This window comes from Elizabethkingia sp. YR214, assembly GCF_003058195.1.
Classification (GTDB): Bacteria; Bacteroidota; Bacteroidia; order Flavobacteriales; family Weeksellaceae; genus Elizabethkingia.
The window spans coordinates 1-18184 of the sequence record NZ_QBUH01000003.1 but is presented as its reverse complement, the minus strand read 5'-3'; the positions used below and the strand labels follow the sequence as shown (position 1 = coordinate 18184).

The 18184-nt window shown below is 33.3% G+C and carries 19 protein-coding genes; 6 read left to right on the top strand and 13 right to left on the bottom strand.

Annotated features, from left to right (window positions below):
• Positions 1-90 precede the first annotated feature (90 nt).
• On the top strand, positions 91-531 hold the full coding sequence (locus C8J95_RS06115; RefSeq protein WP_107807609.1) for a DUF6759 domain-containing protein: 441 nt from the start codon (positions 91-93) through the stop codon (positions 529-531).
• Between the two features lie 72 nt (positions 532-603).
• Here C8J95_RS06115 and rpsB read toward each other — a convergent pair whose 3' ends face one another.
• From rpsB to rplM, 3 genes are all read right to left on the bottom strand, one after another.
• Positions 604-1362 carry a 30S ribosomal protein S2 gene (gene rpsB, locus C8J95_RS06110; RefSeq protein ID WP_009085459.1) on the bottom strand — a complete coding sequence of 253 codons (759 nt, stop codon included), beginning with the start codon at positions 1360-1362 and terminating at the stop codon, positions 604-606.
• A gap of 183 nt (positions 1363-1545) precedes the next feature.
• Complete coding sequence (gene rpsI / locus C8J95_RS06105; protein WP_034868046.1) at positions 1546-1932, bottom strand: 30S ribosomal protein S9; 387 nt, start codon at positions 1930-1932, stop codon at positions 1546-1548.
• A 5-nt stretch (positions 1933-1937) separates the two neighbouring features.
• A complete protein-coding gene (rplM, locus tag C8J95_RS06100; RefSeq protein ID WP_059156676.1) occupies positions 1938-2393 on the bottom strand; it encodes a 50S ribosomal protein L13 in 456 nt (151 codons plus the stop codon).
• Positions 2394-2711: 318 nt separating this feature from the next.
• Here rplM and C8J95_RS06095 point away from each other — a divergent pair, with 318 nt between their 5' ends.
• Entirely contained in the window at positions 2712-3827 is a 1116-nt protein-coding gene (locus tag C8J95_RS06095; protein WP_107807608.1) for a DUF3667 domain-containing protein, read from the top strand.
• A 60-nt stretch (positions 3828-3887) separates the two neighbouring features.
• Here the strand turns inward: C8J95_RS06095 and C8J95_RS06090 are convergent, their stop codons facing one another.
• Both C8J95_RS06090 and C8J95_RS06085 read right to left on the bottom strand, forming a co-directional pair.
• The gene (locus C8J95_RS06090; RefSeq protein WP_107807607.1) at positions 3888-4220 is read right to left on the bottom strand and encodes a hypothetical protein; all 333 of its coding nucleotides are present in this window, start codon (positions 4218-4220) and stop codon (positions 3888-3890) included.
• 8 nt (positions 4221-4228) lie between these two features.
• The gene (locus C8J95_RS06085) at positions 4229-5755 is read right to left on the bottom strand and encodes a membrane-binding protein (RefSeq protein WP_255412732.1); all 1527 of its coding nucleotides are present in this window, start codon (positions 5753-5755) and stop codon (positions 4229-4231) included.
• A 177-nt stretch (positions 5756-5932) separates the two neighbouring features.
• Between C8J95_RS06085 and C8J95_RS06080 the strand changes: the two genes are divergently transcribed.
• Entirely contained in the window at positions 5933-9298 is a 3366-nt protein-coding gene (locus C8J95_RS06080) for a methylmalonyl-CoA mutase family protein (RefSeq protein WP_107807606.1), read from the top strand.
• Positions 9299-9359: 61 nt separating this feature from the next.
• On the opposite strand, the gene C8J95_RS06075 is transcribed toward C8J95_RS06080, so the two are convergent.
• Both C8J95_RS06075 and C8J95_RS06070 read right to left on the bottom strand, forming a co-directional pair.
• The gene (locus C8J95_RS06075) at positions 9360-10283 is read right to left on the bottom strand and encodes a hypothetical protein (RefSeq protein WP_107807605.1); all 924 of its coding nucleotides are present in this window, start codon (positions 10281-10283) and stop codon (positions 9360-9362) included.
• A 268-nt stretch (positions 10284-10551) separates the two neighbouring features.
• Positions 10552-10923, bottom strand: coding sequence for a hypothetical protein (locus C8J95_RS06070; RefSeq protein WP_107807604.1), 372 nt, complete (start codon positions 10921-10923; stop codon positions 10552-10554).
• A 571-nt stretch (positions 10924-11494) separates the two neighbouring features.
• Between C8J95_RS06070 and C8J95_RS06065 the strand changes: the two genes are divergently transcribed.
• From C8J95_RS06065 to C8J95_RS06055, 3 genes are read left to right on the top strand one after another with little or no spacing between them, the layout of a single operon-like run.
• A complete protein-coding gene (locus tag C8J95_RS06065) occupies positions 11495-12625 on the top strand; it encodes a serine hydrolase (RefSeq protein WP_107807603.1) in 1131 nt (376 codons plus the stop codon).
• On the top strand, positions 12618-13145 hold the full coding sequence (gene thpR / locus C8J95_RS06060) for an RNA 2',3'-cyclic phosphodiesterase (RefSeq protein WP_107807602.1): 528 nt from the start codon (positions 12618-12620) through the stop codon (positions 13143-13145). Before C8J95_RS06065 ends, thpR begins: the two co-directional genes overlap by 8 nt.
• Before the next feature lie 13 nt (positions 13146-13158).
• On the top strand, positions 13159-13920 hold the full coding sequence (locus C8J95_RS06055) for a hypothetical protein (protein ID WP_107807601.1): 762 nt from the start codon (positions 13159-13161) through the stop codon (positions 13918-13920).
• 32 nt (positions 13921-13952) lie between these two features.
• On the opposite strand, the gene C8J95_RS06050 is transcribed toward C8J95_RS06055, so the two are convergent.
• The 6 genes from C8J95_RS06050 to C8J95_RS06025 form a co-directional block, all read right to left on the bottom strand.
• A complete protein-coding gene (locus tag C8J95_RS06050; RefSeq protein WP_107807600.1) occupies positions 13953-14645 on the bottom strand; it encodes a hypothetical protein in 693 nt (230 codons plus the stop codon).
• Between the two features lie 86 nt (positions 14646-14731).
• Positions 14732-15442: a hypothetical protein gene (locus tag C8J95_RS06045; protein WP_107807599.1), complete on the bottom strand. Its 711-nt coding sequence runs from the start codon at positions 15440-15442 to the stop codon at positions 14732-14734.
• A 4-nt stretch (positions 15443-15446) separates the two neighbouring features.
• A complete protein-coding gene (locus C8J95_RS06040) occupies positions 15447-16169 on the bottom strand; it encodes a hypothetical protein (protein ID WP_107807598.1) in 723 nt (240 codons plus the stop codon).
• Positions 16170-16174: 5 nt separating this feature from the next.
• Entirely contained in the window at positions 16175-16504 is a 330-nt protein-coding gene (locus tag C8J95_RS06035; protein ID WP_107807597.1) for a PadR family transcriptional regulator, read from the bottom strand.
• Between the two features lie 105 nt (positions 16505-16609).
• The gene (locus C8J95_RS06030; RefSeq protein ID WP_255412731.1) at positions 16610-17002 is read right to left on the bottom strand and encodes a DUF3060 domain-containing protein; all 393 of its coding nucleotides are present in this window, start codon (positions 17000-17002) and stop codon (positions 16610-16612) included.
• Between the two features lie 129 nt (positions 17003-17131).
• Positions 17132-18184, bottom strand: a 1053-nt coding sequence (locus C8J95_RS06025; RefSeq protein ID WP_146173448.1) for a pitrilysin family protein, incomplete at its 5' end; no start/stop codon positions are given.

The window sequence follows — 18184 nt, the reverse complement described above, 5'->3', positions numbered from 1 at the left end:
AAAAAAATACAACAAATTAAAAAGCTGTGTTTTGTGTTTAGGTATATTACGAAATAATTAATTTTAAGAAGATTAATTTATCTTTGACGGATGAAAAAATATTTATTCCTTATTTCTACAATGGTATTTCTGGCTGGGTGTGATGCCATGAATTATGGCACTTACAACCGATTTCCGAGACATCCCTCTTATCCTGGAAGCAACAATACTTCTATAGCAAATACTGAAAGAGAATATAGTGAGTTACTAAAAACTTATAAACCTGAAACGGAAGCTGTATTAAATGATCTTCTGAATAGTACAGATCCAAATGCTATTAATACTTCTATTGTCATAAAAAATGAATCTTCCTGTAATATGGTTTTCACCATCAGTGGCAGTAGTGTATTTAAAAGAATACCAATTGGCACGGGAAAGGTTGGTTACGCTATGATTCGGAAAGGAACCTATACACTCTCGGCTAATGTTTGTCAGAAAGTTTACAGAGAAACCATTAGTATTCGCAGCTCCCAGCAGATATCTTTAAAATAATCAATTCCATATTTGGATAAAAAAGAACCCGCTAGTAAACTAACGGGTTCTTTTATGTATATAAGAAAATTCTTATTCAGCATCGAAATCAGCATCAGCATCAGCTGTTGCTTTTTCACCTTCTTTAGATTTTTCTTTTTCAGCTTTTCTTTGAGATTGACCTTCTTTGATAGATTCAGACACTACAGAAAGAATCATATCGATAGATTTAGAAGCATCATCGTTACCAGGGATAACGAAATCTACTTTTCTTGGGTCAGAATTAGTATCAACGATACCGAAAACTGGAATACCTAATTTCTTAGCTTCAGTTACCGCAATGTGTTCTCTCATAATATCTACTACGAAAATAGCAGAAGGAAGACGCACCATGTCAGCGATAGAACCTAAGTTTTTCTCTAGGTTAGCTCTCTGACGGTCAACTTGTAATCTTTCTTTTTTAGATAAAGTTTCGAAAGTACCATCTTTCTTCATTTTATCAATAGCGTTCATTTTCTTAACCGCTTTTCTGATAGTTACGAAGTTGGTAAGCATACCACCTGGCCATCTTTCAGTAATATAAGGCATGTTCAATTCAGAAGCGTGTTTTGCAACAACTTCTTTAGCTTGTTTTTTAGTAGCTACGAAAAGAACTTTTTTACCAGCAGAAGTAATTTTTTCTAAAGCGTTACAAGCTTCGTCCAATTTTACTGCCGTTTTATGTAAATCGACAATGTGAATACCGTTTTTCTCCATGAAGATATATGGAGCCATATTTGGATTCCACTTTCTAGTCATGTGACCGAAGTGTACGCCAGCCTCTAATAGGTCTTTTACATTTGCTTTTGCCATGTCTTTAATTTTTTTAGTTTACATTCCGCTTTAAGCAATCAACAACTTCAAAGAACGGGAGAAGTGTTTGGGTGCTAAACTAAACGGGCAATTTTTGTTTTGTTTAAAATAGATTTCAGAAATAAGATAACAGACCAAGTGAAGCGTCCGAAATCCATGATCCGAGATCCTGAGTTTTGAAAATTAACGTTTTGAGAATTGGAATCTCTTTCTCGCTTTTTTCTGACCGAATTTCTTTCTTTCTACCATTCTAGCATCTCTGGTAAGAAGACCGTGAGGTTTCAATGATAATCTAAATTCTTCATTGATTGCGCAAAGTGCTCTTGAAATACCTAGTCTGATAGCTTCTGCCTGACCTGTAATACCACCACCGAAAACATTAACGGTAACGTCGTACTGTCCAGCAGTTTCAGTTAATAAAAATGGTTGATTTAATTTGTAAACCAACATATCTGTGCAGAAGTAAGTTTTAGCATCTTTACCGTTAACAGTAATGTTACCAGCACCTGGCTTAACGTAAACTCTCGCTACAGATGTTTTTCTTCTTCCGATTTTGTGTACTGTAGACATCTTAATTATTTAATTTCGTTAATATTAATTTCTTTAGGCTGCTGTGCTTCATGCTTGTGCTCTCCACCTACGTATACGTGAAGGTTTTTGAAGATAGCTTTTCCTAATCTGTTTTTAGGAAGCATCCCTTTTACAGCTTTTTCAACTACCGTTGCACTGTTTTTCTTATGAAGTTCTGCAGCAGTTAAAGATTTTTGACCTCCTGGGTACCCAGTATGCCAGATGTACTCTTTATCAGCCCACTTGTTTCCTGAAAGTGCTACTTTCTCAGCATTCAAAATAATAACGTTATCGCCACAATCAACGTGCGGTGTAAAGTTAGTTTTGTGCTTTCCTCTCAAAATCTTAGCCACTTTAGATGCTAAACGCCCTAAAGGCTGTCCATCAGCGTCTACCACAACCCATTCTTTATTTGCGGTAGCTTTGTTAGCCGATACGGTTTTGTAACTTAATGTATTCACTACTTATCGTTTACGATTAAACATAATTTTCCCCATTACGGGTTTGCAAAGGTATAAATAATTTTTCTAAAACAAAACAGCTATTTGTTTTTTTATATTACAAGTCTGTTTAAATTGGCAAAATACTAGCATTCAAAAACTTATATAAAAATCGATTTTTATCTATATCGCCTCAATATATTTTGGCACACGAATTGTGTATAATTCAAACATAAAAACACATCAACATAGAAAAAAGCAGTCCCTTTTTATAAGGTATTGCTTTTTTTATTTCCATTTTTGCAAAATCTGATTATTTTTGGAAAAAACTATTCAGAAATGGGACACCATGGAAAACTCCGATCAGACAAGACATGTCTAAACTGTAGCCATCAGGTAGAAGAGAGATTCTGCCCGCATTGTGGACAGGAAAACACAGAACCTAAACAGCCCTTCTATTATCTTTTCACACATTTCTTTGAAGACTTTACCCACTATGACGGGCAGTTTTGGGGAACGTTAAAAAATCTCCTCTTCAATCCTGGAAAATTAACAACTACATACCTGAAAGGTGAACGCCAAAAGTATGTTCCGCCTGTGAAACTATATATTTTCATGAGTTTCATAACTTTTCTAATGGTTGCTTTTTTACCCATAAACGTCGGAAGTGGTCATAATGAAAAAGATGAAGAACTGATTCAAACTCAAAATCACCTCCGTGAATTAAACACAATTGAAGCAACAGGTATTATCGTCAAAGAAAATAACATAAAGAAAGTTGATTCAATAAAACTTCAGACATTCTTAAAAGCTACAAAAGATTCTCTGATTAAAAAAAATACTATCCAAGGTGATCTTATGAACTGGAAAGATCAACGCTTTTTAGAAGGCACTCATATAAAAGGTGCTAATAATATAAAACAATACGATTCAATACAAGCAAAAAATCCTATGAACTTTACTACTATTGAGCGACCTATTGTAAAAAAAGCTTTTGAGCTTCATGAACATGGTGCAACTTATAAAGATGTACTGAATGGCTTAATTATAACTTTCTTTCATTCCCTGCCAAAAGCTCTCTTTTTATATCTACCTTTATTTGCACTTACACTATGGCTATTCCACAGCAAGAAAAAGTTTTGGTATTTTGATCACGGTGTTTTCACGTTGCATTATTTTTCATTTCTATTAGTAGAGATTGCAATAGTTCTATTCCTAAGTCTTATTGCAAAATGGTTCCCGTTTTTATCATTTTTCAGAAATATCGGATATTTCTTAGCTACCATATTCTCAATTTATAGTGGCGTTTATTTTTTCATTGCTCATTATAAAGTATATAGGACACATCCGATTACTACAGGTATTGCAGGGATATCTTTATTCTTTATTAATACAATTTTATTTACATTCCTTTTAATGATTCTAATATTAATAAGCTTCCTGATGATTCACTAAACATCAAAATCTAGAGTATAAAAAAGAAGCGTTTCAGATATCTGAAACGCTTCTTTTATTTTATTTTCTCAATGATTTGCTTTGTCTGAAGCTAGCCAAAAGATAATAGGCAACAAAAACTGTTGAAAAACGAATAATAGAGGGAATAGCAATTTCCAGATTAAAGAAAAGAATTCCCAATACTACTAAAAGGATAATTCCTATAAAGGATAGCCCCAATTTTTTTGGCAGTGCAAAATCGGGTCTGTCTAGGAAATAAGCCATTCCCCAACCTAATCCAAAAGCAAAAGCATAATAAAGGTCTAATGAAACTTTCCCGAATCCTGATAAAAAATAATGGAACAGGAAACTAACTGCAGTTCCCAATAAAAGATATAAAATTGCTTTTTTCATGCTTCTTATTAATAGTTATAATTCTTGACAAGAGATTCTTCGCGAAAATAATAAGATTCTCCATAAGGATTTTCATTAATAAGAATTTTTTCTTCAGAAAATAGCTTACCTGCTTTTGTATACTGTCGAATTATTATCCATTCTCCCTTTCTTTCGATCTCTACATCACGTACATCTTCATCGATTCGGATTTTGCCACCAACAAGCTTATTATCCTTTACAACAGCCTTGTTACTTACTTTACCTTTTACATATTGTAATACTTCCCCATTAAATGAATCTTCCTGTACTGATCTTGTATAAGAATAAAGTACTGCTCCGTCTTCGTTATATACTTTAGATTCATATATATTTTTCTCGGGGTTAAGATGCCTTGTCCATTGTACTTTTCCGTTTTCAAAAAGTCTTTTCATATCCTGAACAACTCCGTCCTTATACACTATTTCACCAGTGCTGGCAATTTCAGTCCCATTATAACCAACGCCATCCTTTAACTCAAGTTTTGCTTTTAAAGAACCATCAGTATTATAGTAATTAACAGCTACCTTGTCTTCACCTTTATAAAAATTTTCGGTATTTAATTTTCCGTCTTCATCATAATTTTTATCAGAAGTAAAAATCCCATCATGATAAACAGATATATTTCTTACAGTCTCTCCTTCTTCATAGAATTCATAATCTTCACCTTCATATGCAACAGCATCTTTAATTTCTTCATTATATTTTAAGTCAAGTTTTGCTATTATTTTACCTTCTATATTATAGGTTATTTTCTGTCTGTTTTTACCGGAGATTTTCACATCTTGTTTTAGCTTACCGTTTCTATAATAGCTTCTGGACTCCAACAGATCTCCTTTTTTGTTATATCTTTCTATACTGGCAATTCTCATTGGTCCATAATAGTATTCTATAATAGTACCTTCATATTTACCTTCTTTCTGATTATATGTTTTGCTACCTAGATATTTCCCTTTTTCATCGTAATATTTAACTTCAGATTCATAACCATCCTTATAGATAGTTTCACTTCGTATTCCCTTTTTAGAATCATCGAAAATAACAGTAAATGTAGCTTCAGAATTTTTATACTCAGTGATCATATTATACCCTGTATCTTCATCAACAATCTTATAAAGGTAGGATGTCCCGTCATACTTTCCTTCTTTATTATAGATCAGATCTTCAACAATACGTCCCTGCCCGTCAAACATTTTAGATACGCCTGTTGGTACACCCTTTACATATTCTGCAATTTTTTCAGGTTTGCCATCAGGGAAATACCATTTTACTTTCCCTTCATATACTTCATTGTTTGGCGTTACATCCGATGCTAAACCTTCGAATTGCAATGCTCCGTTTTTATAATAATCTTTTAAAAGAATAAGATTTCCTTGTTTAGAGGTTTCACGGTAGTAAACCATCTGGTCTTTGGTGGTAGCTTCCCAATTTTCATCAAAATAAATACGCTCCTGAGCAAATGTTACAGAATATGCACTGATTAACGCTATTATTAAAGTAGTTTTAAAGTTTATCATATAGTGTTTAGTATTAAATTTTACGTGCATAAAAGTATCAATTTTTAATCTATAGACTATGATTTCTAAGCAAAAATGGCTGAAACCAGCCATTTTCAAGCCTTTTCTGTTAACCATATAACTCTGAAGAAGATATGCTCTCAATTTATTATATTTGAATTATTACTAAACCCTAATATGAATACAAAAAAATATACTCCTGACAATAAAGTTAGGATCGTTACAGCAGCGGCTTTGTTCGACGGACACGATGCTGCTATAAACATTATGCGGCGGGTAATCCAGGGAACCGGATGCGAGGTTATCCACCTTGGACATGACAAATCAGCAGAAGAAGTTGTAAATACAGCAATACAGGAAGATGCTAACGCTATAGCATTGACTTCCTATCAGGGCGGACATAACGAGTACTTTAAGTATATATATGATCTGCTGAGAGAAAAGAACTCACCACAGATTAAAATCTTCGGTGGCGGAGGTGGCGTTATTCTACCGGAAGAAATAAAAGATCTTATGGATTACGGTATCGACAGAATTTATTCTCCGGACGACGGGCGCGAGCTTGGCCTTCAGGGAATGATTGATGATCTTGTACACAGATCTGATTTCGCTACCGGAAAAGATATAACTGCTAAAGATCTCGATGCTATAAACTTTGACAATCCAACAAGCATTGCCCAGATTATTTCGGCAGTGGAAAATTTCTCAGACGAAAAACCTGAGCTGGTAAAGGCTATAGATGAACAATCAAAGGACCTTAACATTCCGATTATCGGTATTACCGGTACTGGTGGTGCTGGTAAATCGTCTTTAACAGATGAACTGGTAAGACGCTTTCTGCGTTCTAATCCGGATAAAAAAATTGCCATTATCTCTATAGACCCTTCCAAAAAGAAAACTGGTGGTGCATTATTAGGTGACAGAATCCGTATGAATGCCATTAATGATCCTAGAGTCTACATGCGTTCGATGGCTACCAGAGAAAATAATGTTTCGGTTTCGCCATTTATTCACTCTGCTCTAAATGTCCTAAAATTAGCACATCCGGATGTTATTATACTGGAGACATCTGGTATCGGGCAATCTGGCTCGGAAGTTTCTGACTTTGCCGATGTATCAATGTATGTAATGACTCCTGAATACGGAGCCTCTACTCAGCTTGAAAAGATAGACATGCTGGACTATGCAGATCTTGTGGCTTTAAATAAATCTGATAAGCGTGGTGCCTTAGATGCATTACAAGCAGTAAGAAAACAATTTCAAAGAAACCATCTTTTATGGGAAAGTCCATTGGATGACATGCCTGTTTTTGCTACTAAAGCCTCTCAGTTTAACGATCATGGCACAACAGAACTCTACAACAGACTAATAATAAAAGTAAACGAAACTCTTAAACAGGTTCAGGGTAACGATGCTCCTGAATTTAATACCTTCATTGAGCAAGAGGTAACAGATGAAGTTACTATAATTCCACCAAAAAGAGTTCGTTATCTGTCTGAAATTGTAGAAAACAACAAGCAATACGATGCAGCTATAGAGAAACAGGCTGAACTGGCCAGAACGATGTATCATATTGATGGTGTTAAGAAAATTATCTCCAATGATGTTTTAGAAACTGAATATCAAAAATCGGAAAAAGAGCTGCAACAGGAAAATATAGACTTTCTGAAAAACTGGAACGATACTAAAAAAGCTTTTAATGCAGAGTTCTATTCTTATTTTGTTCGTGGAAAAGAAATTAAAGTCGAAACCTCAACAGAATCTCTGTCTCACCTCAGAATTCCTAAAATAGCATTACCAAAATACAATGACTGGGGAGATCTTATTAAATGGAAAGGACAGGAAAATCTTCCGGGTAGCTTTCCGTTTACAGCTGGTATTTATCCGTTTAAAAGAACAGGTGAAGATCCAACCAGAATGTTTGCCGGAGAAGGCGGACCAGAAAGAACCAACAGAAGATTCCATTATGTTTCGGCTGAAATGCCTGCAAAACGTTTGTCTACAGCTTTTGATTCCGTAACATTATATGGTCAGGATCCTGCTTTACCACCAGATATTTATGGTAAAATTGGTAATGCCGGAGTTTCTATTGCAACACTGGATGATGCTAAAAAGCTATACTCTGGTTTTGACCTTGTGAATGCACTTACTTCTGTGTCTATGACCATTAATGGACCTGCTCCTATGCTATTGGCTTTCTTTATGAATGCAGCCATAGATCAGAACGTTGAAAAATATATTACTGAACATAAACTTGAATCAAAATTAGAAGCTGTTCTAAAAGCCAAGTTTGATGATAAAGGTCTAAAAAGACCACAATATAACGGAGAATTACCGCCATCTAATAATGGATTAGGCCTAAAGTTGTTAGGAATTACCGGAGACGAAGTAATCCCTGCAGATGTCTATGAAAAAATCAAAGCCCAAACAATAGCTACCGTTCGGGGTACAGTTCAGGCAGATATTCTGAAGGAAGATCAGGCACAGAACACTTGTATCTTCTCTACCGAATTTGCACTAAGATTAATGGGTGATGTTCAGGAATACTTTATTAAAGAAAAAGTAAGAAATTTCTATTCTGTTTCTATTTCAGGATATCATATTGCAGAAGCCGGAGCTAATCCGATTTCGCAGTTAGCATTTACATTGGCAAACGGATTTACCTATGTAGAATACTACCTAAGCCGCGGGATGGACATCAATGATTTCGCACCAAACTTATCTTTCTTCTTCTCCAACGGTATCGACCCTGAATACGCAGTCATCGGTCGTGTAGCGAGAAGAATATGGGCTAAAGCCATGAAATTAAAATATGGTGCCGATGAAAGAAGCCAGATGTTGAAATACCATATTCAGACTTCCGGACGTTCACTTCACGCTCAGGAAATTGACTTCAACGATATCAGAACTACGCTTCAGGCATTATATGCTATTTATGACAACTGTAATTCACTTCACACCAATGCATATGATGAAGCCATTACAACACCAACAGAAGAATCTGTAAGAAGAGCAATGGCTATTCAGCTTATCATCAACAAAGAATTGGGTCTGGCTAAAAATGAGAATCCACTTCAGGGCTCTTTTATTATCGAGGAATTAACAGACTTGGTAGAAGAAGCTGTATATACTGAATTCGACAGAATCACAGAAAGAGGAGGAGTTCTTGGTGCTATGGAAACTATGTACCAGCGTTCAAAAATCCAGGAGGAATCTATGCATTATGAATGGCTAAAACATACTGGTGAGTACCCTATTATTGGTGTAAATACCTTCCTGGGCAAAGATGGTTCTCCAACGGTTCTACCAGGAGAGGTTATTCGCTCCACCGAGGAAGAAAAGCAAGCACAGATTGAATCTCTTCACAACTTCCAGGAAGCAAATGAAGGAAAATCTGAAGAAGCTTTAAAAAAATTACAACATGCAGCCATTAATCAGCAAAACCTATTTGGGGTTATGATGGATGCTGTAAAATATTGTTCTTTGGGGCAAATTACCAATGCTTTGTTTGAAGTAGGTGGTAAATACAGAAGAAATATGTAGATTTATCATAATTTATAGCTAAAAAAAGAGAGACTTATGTTTGAGTCTCTCTTTTTAATTTTTATGATATCTCTGTAATTAGCTTTTTAGCAATTTCTACAAACTGATTCAAAGGTATCTCTCCATACAGATCTTCACCAATCATTGATGTTATATCAATTTCAGATCTAATTTTCGATTTATCTTTCACATAAAAAGTCTTCGTCGTTTTATCAAGATATAATGTAAATGTAATCTCATCATACATATGTCCATTAATTTCTATTTGCTCATTCTCCTTATATTTACCTCTATATAGATCATATAGGACAGGTTTATATGCGGCTTTTGCAATTTTCTTATCAAATTTCAGCTGCTGAATACTAACCCCTCCAAAAGAGCCTATTCCATCGAAATAATCTTGAAAATTTGTTGCGACAGAATTCTTAACTAGATTAATCTCTTTCAAATCACCGTACTCCATCATTCTTTCCATTAATTTAAAATTAGGAGCAGGAGAAAGCTTAATTCTAATTTTATTTTCTCCCTCAAAACCTTTTCTCATCAAGAAACTGTTAAAACAATCTTCAAAACCCTTCTTTATACTATGTGTAGATTTTCTCTGTAAGATCAAAAAACCTTCATTATTACCTCTGGGGATCTGAATATAAAAATTCAAAATCCTTGCTTGTAATTCATCAGACGTAACAGAATAATTCGTAACGTTTGTTTCTGGATTATTAATATTCACAGGGTCTCCAGTCGTACCAGCATCAAACCTACCACATATAAATCTTTCATCATTGATAGTCTTTTGAGGCTCTCTTAACGTAAGACTCTTATCTCTTCCGTTTTCATTAAATTTCTTGGTGTTGGTAATAATATCTTGGCAGAACTCTTCAAAGAGATTTAAAAAATCTATATTACCAGGCAAATTGCCTAAAGGAAAATTCTCACCATTTTTATTTTGTATAGAGAATTTATAAGTTGAAACTTTATAATTCATAATTTATTTCTTTTTTTTGTTTTCTTCGAAAAAAAACATAATTAAATTTTTATATTTCACTCTAACGTACATGAGTGTTAAAACGAATTTAATATTTGGAAAAAAGAAACAATTATTGTACTTTCGCACAACAAAAGTAGACGAGGTAATCTCACTTCTTTAGAATATATTTTGTTTATATATTAGGTCCCCACCAAAATAAAACAAAATCTAATAAATTTTCCTAGGCTGTTTATTCAGCCTTTTTTTACAATTTTTTCTCCCTCCTTTATTTTTTTCTTTTAATTAAAATAAAATAATTGGTATTATCACTTTTCTCTTTCTTTATATCATATATATAACTTTTGTTCTTGTAATCTATCCCTCGTTTATCAAAAACATTCTTTAAATTAATATAATAATATTGTCCAGCCTTAGAAATTTTAAAGGCTCCTTCTTCCGTTTTAGAAGGAACCATATAAATATTTCCATCATCTGTATTGTCATTAAAGCCTATTTTAAAAAAAGTATTATCTACAATTTCCAAAAATTCCTCAGCACCGGATGAAAATCCAAGTTTTCCAGATTTATGAATTGTAGCTTTAATAGCTCCTCTTACTTTATTAGGATCTTCAAATACAATTGTATCTAAAATATTCATAATAAATATATTTAATTACAAAATTAAAAAATATATTTCATATATCAAAATATATAAAATTATATATTAGATTCACATCAAACTATTTTACGGATTTCCCCAATTTGAATCAAATTATTTGTGCGGTTATTTATACAAAAAAACACCCAACACATATCTTAAACATATATCAGTACAATAAACTAATAAATAAGATCATAAATAATTTTCACTTGCTTTATATTTATCATCAATACCATTTCTATCTCACTTCCTTTTTCTATTATTAATTTTATATTCTGCTCTATAGTCGTCAATTAAAAAATAATTTTCACCAACAAATGAAAGTATCCGGATACAGAATCGAGATATTCAACTCTCTGTTGCTCTATTATATCTAGCAAGTGTTCTATTTTCAACGAATAACTATTCAATTTTCATTTCACATTTATTATAATTAGTTACTAAAAATTATTAATTCCTTTTTAGCATGGAATTTGTTGCGTTAGGAGACTTCAGAGTATTTCACTAAATTTAAAATCAGTTATGTTATTTTAATCAATACTCTATTCAAACTTATAACAAAACACTTATGGTAAAAAAATTAGGATTTCTATTTCTTTTCGCGCTGTTATTTTCATGTAAAACAGAACAGCAAAAAACTATCGACCGCAATGTTGTTATAGATTCTACAATAACAGCATTTCAAACTAAACTTACACAACAGCAGATTGATACAGTGTTTAAAAAGTATCACTTCAACGGAAGTATTGCTGTTTTTAAGGACAGTACTTTATTGTACAGAAAAGAAAATGGCTATTCTAATTTTAAGAGTAAAACTAAAATTGACAACAACACCATTTTTGCGATTGGCTCGGTAAGCAAGCAGTTTACTGCTGTTCTTATCTTATTGCAAAAGGAACAGGGCAAATTAAAACTGGAAGACAAAGTTTCACAGTATTTGCCAAATTTTCGAATCAAGGAATATGAAAATATAACCATTAATCAGCTACTGAATCATACTTCCGGACTGAACATTATAGGCAACCGACTTATGTTTAGAAGCGGAACAGGTTTCTTTTATTCTAATGATGGATTTAATGCATTAGGCCAGATTTTGGAGAAAGTTTCCGGAAAATCCTACGACGAAAATATCAAAGAGCTCTTTAGTAAAATAGGCTTACAGCATTCATCTACAGCATTAACTTTTAAAACCGGAAATTTTGCAAGTGCATATCTTGGAAATAATAAGGGTCAGGAAGTTGTTCCCAATATGCCTAAACGACTTGCCGGAAAAGAAATAGGCACACCAGCGGGTGGAATATTGTCAACTATAGATGATCTTCATCTTTGGAATCAGAAATTATATGGAGGTAAAATTCTAAAGCCGGAAACTCTAAAAGAATTCACAAAGAAAAACGCGGAAAGGCAACATGCTATCTTTGGGAAAATGGGATATGGTTATGGCATTATGCTGAATACCGGAAAACCTGAAGCTTACTTCCATAGTGGCTATGTAAAGGGATCTCCTTCTTTGAATATTTATTATCCGGAAACCAAAACTTCAGTAATTATTCTTTCTAACATTGCTGATGAAAATAAAGGTAAAAATGCAGTATTTAATCCACATAAGGAGGTTAAAAACATTACAGATAATCTTCAGAATGTTATCGTAGATTTACAGAAAGATTTGCTAAAGCCTGTTGAGCATAAAAATGAATAAATTATATTTCATAGCCATCTATCCCCCAAAATCAATTATTGAGGAAATCAGGGTTTTCAAAGAAGATCTGGCCAGAAATTACAGTAATTCCAAGGCATTGAAAAATGATGCTCATATTACCCTATTCCCTCCTTTTTCGCGAGATCAGGATATGGAACAGGATATCATTACAGCTTTTCAGAAGATTGATACACATATTTCACCTTTCGAGTTAGTATTAGATGGATTTGGATCTTTTCCGAATCCCAAAAATCCGGTTCTGTTTGTTCAACCTGAAAAAAGTGAAAACCTGAATACACTTCATTCCAAAGTAAAAGAACGTTTTAGCTTTATAAAAAATTCTTTCAATCCTCATGTAACAGTCGGTTATAGAGATCTAAGCTTTGATAATTTCAAGAAAGCATGGGATTTCTATGAACATAAAGATTACAAAACTAAATTCGTAGTCGATGAAATTCGACTTCTTCGCCATGATGGAAAATGGATCCCTTTATTGTCAAAAAAATTAACCGGAGAATAGTATCTTTGGCCATATGAAAAAAATTATATCTTACTTTTTAATATTTCTGTCAACTTTTACTTTCGCTCAAAAACCCGATAACGCATTACAAGGCTATTATGGTATCAAAGGAAACGGAGGCTTATATGGGAGTTTTAATTTCGATGGCAACGGAAAAGTTCTGATCGGTGAAATGGCACATGGAGATTATTTTACCCGAAATGACAGCCTAATAATCTATCCCGATAAAGATATTTTTATATTTAAAATAAAAGGAAAGGAACTTCACGGTATCTCCACCTGGGTTGAAAATGAAGTATGGAAATTCAATAAAGATTCTGTATCGGTAAATAACCGAAAGAACCCTGAATTATCACAAAAGAAAGCAGAATTATTAGCCCAATACTACGATAAAAAGAAAAATCAGGGTGACCTGGCGGCCCTACTCGACACGGATTTTATCAGCTTCAATACAGAACTTTGTGACAAGGGACTTGCAAAATCCTGTCTTGATTTATTCGGAGCGAAAATGCTGGAAGTTACTCCGGGCCTGATCACAGGGAAAGATCTATCAAAACAAAATATTCAGCCACATCCTGAGTTATTAGCATTAGCGAAAAAAATAATCGACATGGGAGAACCTGAAGGACATACCGCTTTAGGCAGTTATTTATATGTTATTGGCCGAACGGAAGAAGGAGAAAAAGAATGGGATAAGGCTATTGAAAAAGGCAGCAAAAGAGCTATCCAAGGGAAAACACTAATGGAGTTCAGTAAGGGGCTAGATGAGAAATAGAAAAAGGTGCAGTTGACTACACCTTTTCTTTTTTATGCTAGTTTCATTTTAGCGACTTCTCTTTTGTATTTTATAAAAATAAAGGCAGCAAATAAACATACTGATGAAAAATATAATGGCATACTAAGTGTTAATATTTTGCTTAGCAAACTTGTTTCAGATATGTAAAATACATTATAAAACATTTCAGATGACTTTGACGTATTAGCTATATTTACCATCGGAAATATAAACATTCCTACAGCCAGCTCTACCATCTTATGATAAGCATTCAGTGGGCGCTTATTGTGATTCCCTCTCTGAACCAATACCATAAAATTTAAGACAAAGACAATAATCGGAAGAATTATAAATCCTGCATAAATAATTGTATAAAATATTTTAAAACTTTCTAAGTCGGATTTATAAGCTCCCAAAACCAGAACTAATAATATCAAGAATGAAATAGTCAAAATTTTAGGCACTATTTCTCTTACATATGCACTTCTTATCTTAGCTACAATTTTGGGTACTGCTTTCACATCACTAAAACTAAAATTCTGAAAGGATAATTCTTTCTTCCATTTAGTTTTTATCTGTAAAAAAGCCTCCTGAAAACTGACTCCTTTTGTCTCCATTTCTGCTATCTGAGAAATAATATGGTCTTCTATCTCCATATAAATATCCAACGGAAGACGTTTATCTTCCAGATATTTCTGAATCTGTTTTCTTTCTAGTATATCCATCGTTATTGTATTTTTTGTAAAAAGGGTTTTATCTGTATAATACTGTTTCTGTATTTTTGGACTCTATTCTTCTGTTTTTGTAGCAATCATAATGCTAATTGTTTTTTTATTTGTTTCACAGATTTTACAAACCTCAGGCTAAATAGAAGACAATAACAAGACATACCCATCCAGAATAATAAAAATGCAAACATGAAATAGGTATATAAAGTATCTTCTAATTTATATGCATTTAATAGCTGGTAAAATTCCGGAATTTGTTTTTGTGAAACCCAGAAAAAATTAAAACCTCCTAAGATAAAATTCCATATGATAAACTCTCGTTGGTATACTGAAACTTTGTTTGCAAACTTATCTGTAAACCGAAATACCCGAAAATACCTGATATAATACAAGACAGGAGTAAAAGTAGACAGAATCACCATAACCATAAAGACAATTCGGAAAGACGAAATATCTAATCCTTTTGCGGCAAGAATAAGAAATATTAACACACACAAGCCAAAGCCTATAGAACGAAAAATTACACTTTTATGCTTTTGCCAATAAATTTTCCTAACAAAAGGCGTCGCCAGAAATTCATTGTAAGTTGTTAGTGACGGGCGGTCTGTTTTCAGTTCTTCTTTCCATGATAATTGAGCCTGCAAAAAGGCTTCATCGAATGTCAGGTTTTTTGATATTTCTAAGTCCTGTATCTGTGTAAGAATATGGTCTTCTACTTCCAACATAATATCCCACGGAAGTTTTTTTGCTAATAAGTATTGACGTACTGGATTATTTTGTGATAGTGTATTCATGGTGTTAAAGTTCAAATGTCATTCTCTCCTTTATTTTTATTATTGCTTTTTTATAGTTGATATAGCAAAAGTATCCATACACAACTGAATAGATGTAGAGATATGCAGCCATCAGATGCAGAATATTTTGTCCCGCAAAGTTTTTATAGCTAAATAGTTGAATTATGCTATTTCTTACCTTTTCCATACAAGCATCAATATCTATAATATTACTAAGTATAATAAAGAAAGCTCCTATTAACATATAATTGCTTGTACTTCTCTGAAAAACACTAATATTCTTATCATAATTTGCTCTTGTTGTCTGTAATAATTTCCTGTCTAAAATAGAAGCCACAATTCCTAAAAGTGCTACAGTACTATAAATTATTAAAAAAATATACTTGGAAATTGTGGGAAGATAAAAAGCTGAAAATACAGTCGTAAAAAATATCGCCAACATTATTAGCATTACCTCTTTCTGAATCCTAAGTTGATTACGCATCATAATACTATTTTGGAGTCTGGTAATCTTCCTGAATTTATAGGAAAAGAGGCTAAATCCCATCTTTAAATCTTTTTCCCAGGAAATTTTAGTTTGTTCAAAAGCTTCATCAAAATCTAAATTTTGTTCACTTTCCAATACCGCTATTTGATCTTCCATATGATCTTTTACCTCCAGAAGGATATCCAAGGGAAGCCTTTTCTCAATTAAGTAGTCTGTTATTTTTTTCTCCTGGTTTTCCATTTCTGTTAAATATTAAAAATAGTATTCAGATTCAGAATATAGCTTTTCATTTCTTCTTCTTGTTCAGCTTGCTGATACTTTCCTTTTTCTGTAAGCAAGTAGTATTTACGGTCACGCCCATTAATATTCTGTATTTCAGATGTAATAAGTCCATCATCTTCCAATTTATGTAACAGTGGATAAAGCGCACCTTCTGTCATCTCCAGCTCTCCCTTCGTCAGGTCTTTTGCCCTTTGCGTCATCTGGTAGCCGTACATCTTAACTTCCTGAGCTAGAAGCTTCAGAATGATATTCTGCAAAGTTCCTTTGTATAATTTATTATTTTTTTTAGACATACCTAATTTTCTTACATATCAAATATACATAAATTTCTTATGCATAAATAAAAAAGGTATCAAAAAATTTTGATACCTTTTTTATTTCTATATTTAAGTATTAAATCATTGCTTTATAACACTGCTTCCTGCTCCAAAAATATTAGTTGCCGGTCGTCCGGTTTTAGTAGGTGATGTTTTGTAATACACTTTAGTCCCTGCTCCTTCAATTTTTACACTGCTTACTTTATCTATATAAACCGTGTTACTTGCTCCTTCTATAATTACCTTAGACAAGAATCCACTCACAGTGATTGTATTGTTTGTTCCTTCTATATGTAGTACTCCACCATCCGAACTAAATTTCTTTTGATGTCCTACTCCTTCAATATGGATATTTCCATCCTTTTCACTTACGCTGCCAGATGTATTACTATTCCCTCCGAAAACCTGTGCATTAATTGTAGCAGATGTACCTATGAACAACATGCAAAAGAATAAAAAAAATAATTTTTTCATAATATATCATTTAGTATTTTATCAGTTATAACGAAAAAAACATTATTAAATTATATAATGAAAAATATTTTTACTATTCAGTACAATATTTCTTGCAATGTAATTCTTTGGCTCCTATATCATTAGAATCTATTTTTTACTGAAATCCCCTACATCTAATGTAGTAAGCTGATCTGTTTTAAGGTACTTACGCAATGCCTCATTTGCCTGCTGTACGCTTATATTTAGCACTTTACTTTCCAGAGCATCATAGTCTTCTAACGGAATATCATATAACAATTTACTATTTACTAATCCCATTAAAGTTCCGTCATTACCCAATCCCGTTTTTCTAGAGTTTTGCCAGCTTTGCTTATTTGCCTTAAGTTCTCCATCAGTGAAACCTTCTTTTAAAGCTTTTGCAATTTCTTCACGAACAGCTTTATTTACAGCATCTTTCTTTGTTGGATTAAGGAAAGCATAATAACCCCATGAAGCAACATTATTTATATAAGGTACACTCATATATGATCCTGCGCCATAGCTGATTCCATCTTTTTCACGAAGACGCATCGGAATTCTTGCTGACAAGAACCCTCCGCTTCCTAACATTTCATTTGCCAAAAGAAGAGCCGGATAGTCAGGACTCTTTCTATCCATTTTAAAGTTTATAGCACCAACTGCCGCTGCATTTTCTTTGTCCGGAGTGTTAATTACCTTATCTTCTTTTTTAGAAGGGAAGAAAGTTGGAACTACATAATTGTATTTGGTTTTTGTATTCCACTTTCCAAATGTATCTTCTAATACTGTTTTAACAGTTTTAGCATCCAGATCACCGATCACTGAACCTACTCCGTAGTTAGCTCCAATAAGATTCTGATAGAAGTCAACGATTTGTTCGCGTTTCACTCCTTTATTAAAGTCAATTTGCTCCTGAATTGATGGAGTATAGTAAATATGGTCTTTTGGATAGCCTTGATTTATTCTGCTAATCTCCGTGAAGGCTAAGGTCTGGGGATCATTTAAAGATGACTCCAAATATGTATTGTATTCTTTTATTGATTTGGTAAGTTCATCCTGAGGGAATACAGAATCAGATAATATATCTTTTAAAATTCCCATCACCTCAGCAAAATTATTCTTATATGTATTTACATTAACAGACAAACTTTGGCCTCCGAATCCAAAATTGATACTGGATTT

Bases quoted from the DNA above. Each gene is read 5' to 3' on its own strand.
- C8J95_RS06055 (WP_107807601.1), top strand. From the start codon at position 13,159: ATGAAAAAAATTATATCTTACTTTTTAATATTTCTGTCAACTTTTACT.
- C8J95_RS06095 (WP_107807608.1), top strand. From the start codon at position 2,712: ATGGGACACCATGGAAAACTCCGATCAGACAAGACATGTCTAAACTGT.
- C8J95_RS06115 (WP_107807609.1), top strand. From the start codon at position 91: ATGAAAAAATATTTATTCCTTATTTCTACAATGGTATTTCTGGCTGGG.
- C8J95_RS06045 (WP_107807599.1), bottom strand. From the start codon at position 15,442: ATGAATACACTATCACAAAATAATCCAGTACGTCAATACTTATTAGCA.
- C8J95_RS06080 (WP_107807606.1), top strand. From the start codon at position 5,933: ATGAATACAAAAAAATATACTCCTGACAATAAAGTTAGGATCGTTACA.
- C8J95_RS06035 (WP_107807597.1), bottom strand. From the start codon at position 16,504: ATGTCTAAAAAAAATAATAAATTATACAAAGGAACTTTGCAGAATATC.
- rpsI (WP_034868046.1), bottom strand. From the start codon at position 1,932: ATGTCTACAGTACACAAAATCGGAAGAAGAAAAACATCTGTAGCGAGA.
- thpR (WP_107807602.1), top strand. From the start codon at position 12,618: ATGAATAAATTATATTTCATAGCCATCTATCCCCCAAAATCAATTATT.
- C8J95_RS06070 (WP_107807604.1), bottom strand. From the start codon at position 10,923: ATGAATATTTTAGATACAATTGTATTTGAAGATCCTAATAAAGTAAGA.
- C8J95_RS06085 (WP_255412732.1), bottom strand. From the start codon at position 5,755: ATGATAAACTTTAAAACTACTTTAATAATAGCGTTAATCAGTGCATAT.
- C8J95_RS06065 (WP_107807603.1), top strand. From the start codon at position 11,495: ATGGTAAAAAAATTAGGATTTCTATTTCTTTTCGCGCTGTTATTTTCA.
- C8J95_RS06040 (WP_107807598.1), bottom strand. From the start codon at position 16,169: ATGGAAAACCAGGAGAAAAAAATAACAGACTACTTAATTGAGAAAAGG.
- C8J95_RS06090 (WP_107807607.1), bottom strand. From the start codon at position 4,220: ATGAAAAAAGCAATTTTATATCTTTTATTGGGAACTGCAGTTAGTTTC.
- rpsB (WP_009085459.1), bottom strand. From the start codon at position 1,362: ATGGCAAAAGCAAATGTAAAAGACCTATTAGAGGCTGGCGTACACTTC.
- C8J95_RS06050 (WP_107807600.1), bottom strand. From the start codon at position 14,645: ATGGATATACTAGAAAGAAAACAGATTCAGAAATATCTGGAAGATAAA.
- C8J95_RS06075 (WP_107807605.1), bottom strand. From the start codon at position 10,283: ATGAATTATAAAGTTTCAACTTATAAATTCTCTATACAAAATAAAAAT.
- C8J95_RS06030 (WP_255412731.1), bottom strand. From the start codon at position 17,002: ATGAAAAAATTATTTTTTTTATTCTTTTGCATGTTGTTCATAGGTACA.